This window comes from Streptomyces niveiscabiei (assembly GCF_033794345.1).
In the GTDB taxonomy this organism is placed as follows: Bacteria; Actinomycetota; Actinomycetes; order Streptomycetales; family Streptomycetaceae; genus Streptomyces; species Streptomyces niveiscabiei.
Genome location: NZ_JARAYJ010000053.1, coordinates 42,470 through 48,991 on the forward strand (window position 1 = coordinate 42,470; position 6,522 = coordinate 48,991).

Here is a 6,522-nt window from a genome sequence, read left to right on the forward strand (position 1 = left end):
CAACATGGCGCCCTCGCAAGTCAGTTGAGAGATTCTCCGTACGACGATCACGACGATGACGACGGTTCGGAGGCCCGCGGCTCCCTGCGCGGCACCCCCCACTCGGTCAGCCGCTCCGCGACGAACGTCGGACTCACCCGGAACTCCCGGGCCAGCGCCGCCGCCGAAACCCCCTCCCGGTACCGCGCCTCCACACTGTCCCGCGCCGCGACGAACTCCGCGCGCGCTTCCCGAACTTCTTCACTGCTACGGCGCCTCGCGCGCCCCCGGAACACCCGCGCACCCGCCCTCCGGTAGAGCAGCGCGTCGACCAACCCCCGCCGCGCCTCGCCCCATTCGTCGAACCGCCGCCCCAACCACCCCGCACTGACGCCGTACTCCTCCGCGAGCCGGCTGAGCGGAACCCCCTCCCGGTACCGCCGGATCACCAACTCCCTTTCCGCCAGCACCCGTTCCCTCACAGCACCTTCCCCCTGCTGCGCGCGTTCGCCTTCCCCACCTCGGCCCGCAACCGCTGCTCGGCGTTCAACGCGCGTACGTCGCCCGGCTCCACCTCCCACTCCACGCCGCCCCTGACCGGCCGCAACAGCCACCGCCCCGCCCACGTGCCCCTGAACTCCCCCACCAACTCCCGTACGGAATCCAGGTACAACGCCCCGATCTCCGGTACCGGCGGCGGCACTTCGGGCTCCGGCTCCGCACGTTTTCCGGACATGGCCACTCCTCTCCGTAACGCGTCCATTACCGTGAGCCTCAGAGTGGCCGAGCCGCCGGGAACCTTTCAACCAGCCCGGCCGGATTGGAAGGATGGTGGAGCAGCCGTTGAACCGGAAGAAACTCGACCCCGACAGCTCGCCCGAGGCGGCGTTCGGTGCGCTTCTGCGAGAAGAACGCGAGAAACAGGGCCTGACGCAGGAGGAACTCGCCACGCGCACGGGCTTCTCCAGCTCCCACATGTCTGCGGTGGAGACGGCGCGGAAGAGGCCGACTCTTCAGCTGGCCAGAAGGGTCGACGTAGCGCTGGGGACCGGAGACATGTTCGAGCGCAAGTGGCGGAAGATGCAGAAGGGAGGGTTGCTGGAGGGATCGCCGCAGTACATAAACGATGAGGCGAAGGCGGCCGAGATCCGACTCTACGAGGTGGGCGTCATTCCCGGGCTTCTCCAGACCCCGGAGTACGCGCAGGTGGTCACGCAGGCCGCTGTGAAACGGGGAACGATCACGAGCGCTCAGGCCGAGGAGCGGATCGCCCTCATCAAGGAGCGGCAGGCCTCACTGCTCCGTACACCTCCACCGCAGATCTTCGCCGTGCTGGACGAGAGTTGCCTCCGTCGGCCCATGGGTGGCCCCGCCGTCATGCACGCCCAGTTCGACCGCCTGATCGAGTTCGCCGAGCTACCCAACACCCATCTCCAGATCGCCCTGTTCGAGCTGGGAGAACGCCGACCGCTCAGTCTGCCCCTGTACTTGCTGACCATGCGCGACCGCTCGCTCCTGTCCTACGCCGAGTCCGCCCACCGGGGCCACCTTGAGCGCGACATCACATTCGTCGAACCCCTGTTGGCGTCCTACCATCAGCTACAGGCCGTGTCGCTGTCCCAGGCGGAGTCCGTGGCCATGATCAGAGAGCTGCAAAGGGGCCTCAAGTGAGCACCGAATCCCCCCGTTGGTTCAAGTCGTCGTACAGCGAAAACGGCGGCGTCTGCGTCGAGATCGCCACCAACCTCGCCGCGTCCCACGGCACGGTCCCGGTCCGCGACTCGAAGAACCAGTCGGGCCCTGCCCTGAACGTCCGCGCGGAAGCCTTCACTTGCTTCCTCTCCGCCCTCAACTCCCCCGAGTTCGGCGGATTCTGACCTGTCGGAGCCCCATGCGACCCCTCACCATGGGGCTCCATGACACCCACACCCCTGACCTGGCGAAAGTCCTCGTACAGCGAGAACGGCGGCGCCTGCGTCGAAGTAGCCACCTCCGCCTGGCGCACCTCCTCCTACAGCAACAACGGCGGCCAGTGCGTCGAAATCGCCCCCACCCCCACCACCACCCTCATCCGCGACTCCAAATCCCTCCCCGACGCCCCCACCCTCCGCATCCCCACCCCCGCCTTCACCGCCTTCCTCGCCTCCCTCTAAGCCGCCCCCACCCGGTCGAGATACTCCTGCACCGGCCCGTACACCCCATACGGCACATACTCAGGAATCTCCCCCACCCCGCACCACACCACCTCGGCCAACTCCTCCCGGTCCGCGACGTACGCCTCCCCCGAAACCACCTCACAGGCCACGTACGCCATCCGCCGCCCCGTCTTGGGATGCACCCTCCCCCCAAGCCCCCGCACCACCCTCACCACCACACCGACCTCCTCCCACACCTCCCGCACAGCGGCGTCCTCCTCCGACTCCCCTCCCTCGACCTCCCCCGCCGGAAACTGCCACAACAACGCCCCCTCCCGAACCCGGCGCCGGACGAGCAGCACACACCCCTCCCGCACAACAACCGCAGCCGCGATCGCCGGCCGGTCGTCGTCACTCGGCGTCTCCGTGGTCATATCGCTCCTTCAAGGCCGCCAGGACGGGAGGGAAGATGGCACTCACGGGGATGAAGCGCTCGATCAGGTCGTCCGCCACCCACATGACATCGACATTCTCGACGATGTCCCTGTTGGCAGCCTCTCCGGCGAGGAACTCGCAGAGAAAATACTCACATTGCACAGACGTGACCGGGTGAAGCCTGGTGCCGAGTAATCGGGTGGCCGTACAACGCACGCTCGTCTCCCCCAGAGTCTCCCGAACCGCCGCGCTGGCCGGGTCGCCGCCCGGTTTGATCACTCCGGCGGGAAACTGCCAGCCGACGCCAGTGGCTCCGTCGTCACGGCGGCACACCAGGAGAACCTCTCGCGCACGTACGACGACCGCGATGGCGACCCTCAACGGCTGAACCGTGTGATCACCGCTGCCCAGCGTGGATCGCCGCTCCGACGTCAGCACCAGGGCGAACCGCTTCCTCACAGCCGGCGGTACCGATTCGTACACTCCGTCGAGCAACTGCTGTGTCTCACCCCGGAGTACGGCATCAGGGTTGGCACGCCAGCCCGCCACGGTACGCGGAGCAATTCCGAGGCAATCGGCGAACCGTTCGTTCGTCATCCTCAGAGCTGCTTGCAGGACACCCGCGTAGTAGCCGTTCCAGACTTCCACCACATCCATCCCGGCCTCCCGACGCACCACGATCGATGGCAATGATCCTGCACACTGATTGCACTCTCACTGCATCATCCGTGCCTGGCGAGCTTGGATCGAGAACGATTCACTCATCACAGAGTCGAATCAGATCGTCTCATGAAGCCTTCTAGGAGCGCCGATGTTCCCGGGTCAACTCCACCCTCGGTTCGCATGGCTTGAGATCACAGGTCTCTGCAATCTCAACTGCCGACACTGCTATGCAGAATCCTCTCCGCAAGGAGATCACGGCGACATGACCGAAACCGACTGGATGCGCGTGATCGACCAGCTCGACGAAATGGGCGTGCGTGACATTCAGTTCATCGGTGGTGAGCCGACGCTGCACCCTGGACTCTCCCGTTTCATTCGCCACGCCGGGCAGTACGCCATGCGTGTCGAGGTGTTCAGCAACATGACCCACATCAAGCCGGAGGTGTGGGACGCGCTGCAACTACCCGGTGTGCGGCTGGCGTTCAGCTACTACAGCGACGAGGCACCGGACCACGAGACCGTGACCGGCACGCGCGGATCACACGCCCGCACCCGAACCAACGTCCAGCGCGCGCGTGAACTCGGAATCAGGGATGTCCGCACGGACCGTATCCGGCCGTTCGGCCGAGGCGCCGACGGGAAACCGCCTCGATTTGAGGAGTTGTGCGGAATGTGCGGACGCGCCAAGTTCGCCGTTCTTCCCGATGGACGGGTGACACCCTGCGTGTTCTCGCGGTGGATGGAACTGGGGAACGTCCACCGGCAGACGCTCGCCGAAATCTACAGCAGCGAGGCGATGAACTCCGCCCGCACCGATCTGGAAAGGAAATTCCCGCCCACCGCACCGCACACGGCGCCGACATGCCTTCCGGAGTGCAATCCCAGCTTCGACAGCTGTTCGCCGCAGACCATATGCGCACCTGACGCCGCCTGCGGCCCCACGGGAAGCGGGGACGACGACGGCGGAAGCGGATCGCTGCCCCGCACCGACTGCTGAACGAGCCGTAGCGCACACGGGGGAATCCCTCCTGCCCGCCACCGATCACGGTCGCAGGCGGGTAGCGTGTCGCCACCCGAGTCCGCTCGCGGCACTGGAGCAGCCATGATGGACGACACCTTCTTCTACCTCGCCCGCCTGGAGATGTACGCCCGGTTCCTCACCGCCGTCGACGCCGAATCGCACGTCGTGTGGCACCGGCAGGACGGCCGCTACGCGAGCGAACACGAGGCGATCGACGCCGTGGACCGCGCGTACGCGGCGACCCGGGCCGCCTTCAACCCCATCGACCTCGAAGGTGTCGGCCCGCACAAGGAAGCACGTCTGCTCCTCGATCAGCTCAAGGCCATGCACGAGGACGGCGGCAGGAATCCCGACTGGAAGGACTTCAAGGCGGCGAGGGAGGCGTTCACGGCGACGGCCGGTGCCTACCTGAAAAGTCTGCGCGGTGACGACTAGTACGTCACCCGCCGGACGTACTCCAGGAACGGCACCGACTCCGCGACCGCGAGCCGCCGCCATCTCCGGTACGGCTCCGGGTCGCCCTCGTACAGCTCCCGTCCGATCTGCGTGCCGTCGGGGCGGTAGTTCATGAGGACGACCTTGGACTCGTCGAACATCCAGAAGTCCTGGGCCGGGAGGCCCGGGTTCGGGCGGTCGGTGAGGTCGAGGATGCGGATGTCCTCGCCGGCGGTCACGTGGTGGCGGTAGTAGTACTCGAACTCGAAGCGGAGGTAGTCGGAGAGGGGGCGGGTGAGGAGGTGGACCCGGCCGACGTACTTGCCCTCCCCGGTCCACGCCCGGACCTCGTCCATCCACGCCGACGCGTAGTCGTCCGGCGACTTCTCCCCCGCGAGGAACCTCGCCAGCTTCTCCGCCTCCTGCGGCATCGCGTACGTGGACAGCGTCTCCAGCCGCCACGCCTCATGCTGCATCGAGTCGAAGCAGTCGTTCCACGCGTCACCATCCAAGAGCACGAACGGCCTCCCTCAACACCGACTCCGGGATCTCGACGAGCCCTTCCCCGACAGGCGGGGTGAACACGTCGCACACGTCACCCTGCACGATGATCGACCCCGTCGCCGTGCGGTACACGTTCGGGCAGTCTTTCTCCCCGCACTCGCCTTCACCGTTCCCCGTGAGCCGGATGAGTGCCGAACGCTCGGACATACCAACCCCCTTGCCCGGACCCTGGTCGGGTCGCCTGCTCGACGACGGTAGACAGAGCGGGGGGTGACGTCCACGCCCGGACGCCGCCATGCACGTTCTCGCATAAACAGGGCGTGTCACCGGGCGCCGGAGGAGCCCCGGAACCCGGTATGTATGAAGCCCCTTCCTTCGAGGAGCAGCCCATGGCCATCACCCGCGAGCACATCCGCGAGACCCTCGCCGCGTACGTCGATGCCCGGCCCGGGGAGAAGGCGTTGCTCGCGCCGGTCGTGGAACTCCTCGGCACCGACGCCGAGTTGGCCAGCCGCAGGGAGTTCCGGGGGCACGCCACCGCCGGGGCCGTACTCGTCGACGACGACGCGCGAGTCCTGCTCGTCCGCCACAACGCCCTCGGCGTCTGGCTCACGCCGGGCGGCCATCCGGAGCCCGAGGACGGCACCCTCCTGGACGCCGCCCTGCGCAAACTCGGCGAGGAGACGGGCATCTCCGCCGACGTCACCCCACTCCTGCCCCTGCCGGTCCACATCGACGTGCACCCCATCCCGGCCAACCCCGCGAAGAACGAACCCGCGCACCAGCACGTCGACTTCAGGTACCTGTTCCGGCTGACCGGAAAGGGTGACATCACCTTGCAGACGGAGGAGGTGAGCGGCTCCGCCTGGCGCCCCTTGACCGACCTCACCGACACGACGCTGCGACGGCACGTCGAGGAGGCCCTCCGCTGAGGCGGCCACAGGGGGCTTGCGGTGCGGGTGGGTGGGCTCCATTACGCTGGCCGCCGGCCGTACGACCGAGTCCGCATCGCCTTTCGGCGCGTCTGGAGGACCTCGTGCTCGAAGGACTTCCCGAGTGGATGGCGCCGCCCAGGGCGGGTGGGTGGGAAGCGGATGATCTCGACCGTCTTCCGCAGGCACCGCGCCACACCGAACTCGTCGACGGCGCGCTGCTCTTCAGGCTGTGGCCCCAACGGGCCTGGCACTCACGGCTCGTGAAGAAGCTGGCGCATGAGTTGGAGCGGGCGGGTGGGGGGCGGTTCGAGGTTGCGGGGGGTGCCCCTATCTCTTTCGTCAAGGGGCGGGTCGGTTGATTGGTGATGTTTCAGGCGGCTTGGGGGACGGCTTGAGGTTCGAAGAACGTGCCGTC

The 6,522-nt window shown here is 67.1% G+C and carries 13 protein-coding genes; 7 read left to right on the forward strand and 6 right to left on the reverse strand.

Features of this window, described 5'->3' with window-relative positions; all coding sequences use genetic code 11:
• Window positions 1–47 precede the first annotated feature (47 nt).
• Together PV682_RS40210 and PV682_RS40215 are read right to left on the reverse strand one after the other, a co-directional pair.
• A complete protein-coding gene (locus PV682_RS40210; RefSeq protein WP_319737377.1) occupies window positions 48–461 on the reverse strand; it encodes a hypothetical protein in 414 nt (137 codons plus the stop codon).
• A complete protein-coding gene (locus tag PV682_RS40215) occupies window positions 458–715 on the reverse strand; it encodes a hypothetical protein (protein ID WP_319737379.1) in 258 nt (85 codons plus the stop codon). The genes PV682_RS40210 and PV682_RS40215 overlap by 4 nt, the downstream gene beginning before the upstream one ends.
• Before the next feature lie 92 nt (window positions 716–807).
• Between PV682_RS40215 and PV682_RS40220 the strand changes: the two genes are divergently transcribed.
• The 3 genes from PV682_RS40220 to PV682_RS40230 are packed head-to-tail and all read left to right on the forward strand — an operon-like array spanning window position 808 to window position 2,132.
• Window positions 808–1,650 carry a helix-turn-helix domain-containing protein gene (locus PV682_RS40220; RefSeq protein WP_319737381.1) on the forward strand — a complete coding sequence of 281 codons (843 nt, stop codon included), beginning with the start codon at window positions 808–810 and terminating at the stop codon, window positions 1,648–1,650.
• The gene (locus PV682_RS40225) at window positions 1,647–1,856 is read left to right on the forward strand and encodes a DUF397 domain-containing protein (RefSeq protein ID WP_079057271.1); all 210 of its coding nucleotides are present in this window, start codon (window positions 1,647–1,649) and stop codon (window positions 1,854–1,856) included. The genes PV682_RS40220 and PV682_RS40225 overlap by 4 nt, the downstream gene beginning before the upstream one ends.
• 39 nt (window positions 1,857–1,895) lie before the next feature.
• Window positions 1,896–2,132 carry a DUF397 domain-containing protein gene (locus PV682_RS40230; RefSeq protein WP_319737384.1) on the forward strand — a complete coding sequence of 79 codons (237 nt, stop codon included), beginning with the start codon at window positions 1,896–1,898 and terminating at the stop codon, window positions 2,130–2,132.
• Here the strand turns inward: PV682_RS40230 and PV682_RS40235 are convergent.
• Both PV682_RS40235 and PV682_RS40240 read right to left on the reverse strand, forming a co-directional pair.
• A complete protein-coding gene (locus PV682_RS40235; protein WP_319737385.1) occupies window positions 2,129–2,548 on the reverse strand; it encodes an NUDIX domain-containing protein in 420 nt (139 codons plus the stop codon). The two genes, PV682_RS40230 and PV682_RS40235, sit on opposite strands and share 4 nt — an antisense overlap.
• The gene (locus PV682_RS40240; RefSeq protein ID WP_319737388.1) at window positions 2,526–3,206 is read right to left on the reverse strand and encodes an NUDIX domain-containing protein; all 681 of its coding nucleotides are present in this window, start codon (window positions 3,204–3,206) and stop codon (window positions 2,526–2,528) included. Before PV682_RS40240 ends, PV682_RS40235 begins: the two co-directional genes overlap by 23 nt.
• A 154-nt stretch (window positions 3,207–3,360) precedes the next feature.
• Here PV682_RS40240 and PV682_RS40245 point away from each other — a divergent pair, with 154 nt between their 5' ends.
• On the forward strand, window positions 3,361–4,209 hold the full coding sequence (locus PV682_RS40245; protein ID WP_319737390.1) for a radical SAM protein: 849 nt from the start codon (window positions 3,361–3,363) through the stop codon (window positions 4,207–4,209).
• A 105-nt stretch (window positions 4,210–4,314) separates the two neighbouring features.
• Window positions 4,315–4,668, forward strand: a complete 354-nt coding sequence (locus PV682_RS40250) for a hypothetical protein (protein ID WP_319737391.1) — start codon at window positions 4,315–4,317, stop codon at window positions 4,666–4,668.
• Here PV682_RS40250 and PV682_RS40255 read toward each other — a convergent pair.
• Together PV682_RS40255 and PV682_RS40260 are read right to left on the reverse strand one after the other, a co-directional pair.
• Window positions 4,665–5,186, reverse strand: coding sequence for a DUF6879 family protein (locus tag PV682_RS40255; protein ID WP_319737394.1), 522 nt, complete (start codon window positions 5,184–5,186; stop codon window positions 4,665–4,667). The genes PV682_RS40250 and PV682_RS40255 overlap by 4 nt on opposite strands.
• Window positions 5,170–5,379, reverse strand: coding sequence for a hypothetical protein (locus PV682_RS40260; RefSeq protein WP_319737395.1), 210 nt, complete (start codon window positions 5,377–5,379; stop codon window positions 5,170–5,172). The genes PV682_RS40255 and PV682_RS40260 overlap by 17 nt, the downstream gene beginning before the upstream one ends.
• Before the next feature lie 182 nt (window positions 5,380–5,561).
• Between PV682_RS40260 and PV682_RS40265 the strand changes: the two genes are divergently transcribed.
• Both PV682_RS40265 and PV682_RS44485 read left to right on the forward strand, forming a co-directional pair.
• Window positions 5,562–6,104, forward strand: a complete 543-nt coding sequence (locus PV682_RS40265) for an NUDIX hydrolase (protein ID WP_319737397.1) — start codon at window positions 5,562–5,564, stop codon at window positions 6,102–6,104.
• 104 nt (window positions 6,105–6,208) lie between these two features.
• Window positions 6,209–6,466, forward strand: coding sequence for a hypothetical protein (locus PV682_RS44485; protein ID WP_407705821.1), 258 nt, complete (start codon window positions 6,209–6,211; stop codon window positions 6,464–6,466).
• Window positions 6,467–6,522: the final 56 nt, after the last annotated feature.

Coding starts and splice junctions, on each gene's coding strand:
- PV682_RS40215 (WP_319737379.1), bottom strand. CDS start 715: ATGTCCGGAAAACGTGCGGAGCCGGAGCCCGAAGTGCCGCCGCCGGTA.
- PV682_RS40220 (WP_319737381.1), top strand. CDS start 808: ATGGTGGAGCAGCCGTTGAACCGGAAGAAACTCGACCCCGACAGCTCG.
- PV682_RS40230 (WP_319737384.1), top strand. CDS start 1,896: ATGACACCCACACCCCTGACCTGGCGAAAGTCCTCGTACAGCGAGAAC.
- PV682_RS40235 (WP_319737385.1), bottom strand. CDS start 2,548: ATGACCACGGAGACGCCGAGTGACGACGACCGGCCGGCGATCGCGGCT.
- PV682_RS40240 (WP_319737388.1), bottom strand. CDS start 3,206: ATGGATGTGGTGGAAGTCTGGAACGGCTACTACGCGGGTGTCCTGCAA.
- PV682_RS40245 (WP_319737390.1), top strand. CDS start 3,361: ATGTTCCCGGGTCAACTCCACCCTCGGTTCGCATGGCTTGAGATCACA.
- PV682_RS40250 (WP_319737391.1), top strand. CDS start 4,315: ATGATGGACGACACCTTCTTCTACCTCGCCCGCCTGGAGATGTACGCC.
- PV682_RS40260 (WP_319737395.1), bottom strand. CDS start 5,379: ATGTCCGAGCGTTCGGCACTCATCCGGCTCACGGGGAACGGTGAAGGC.
- PV682_RS40265 (WP_319737397.1), top strand. CDS start 5,562: ATGGCCATCACCCGCGAGCACATCCGCGAGACCCTCGCCGCGTACGTC.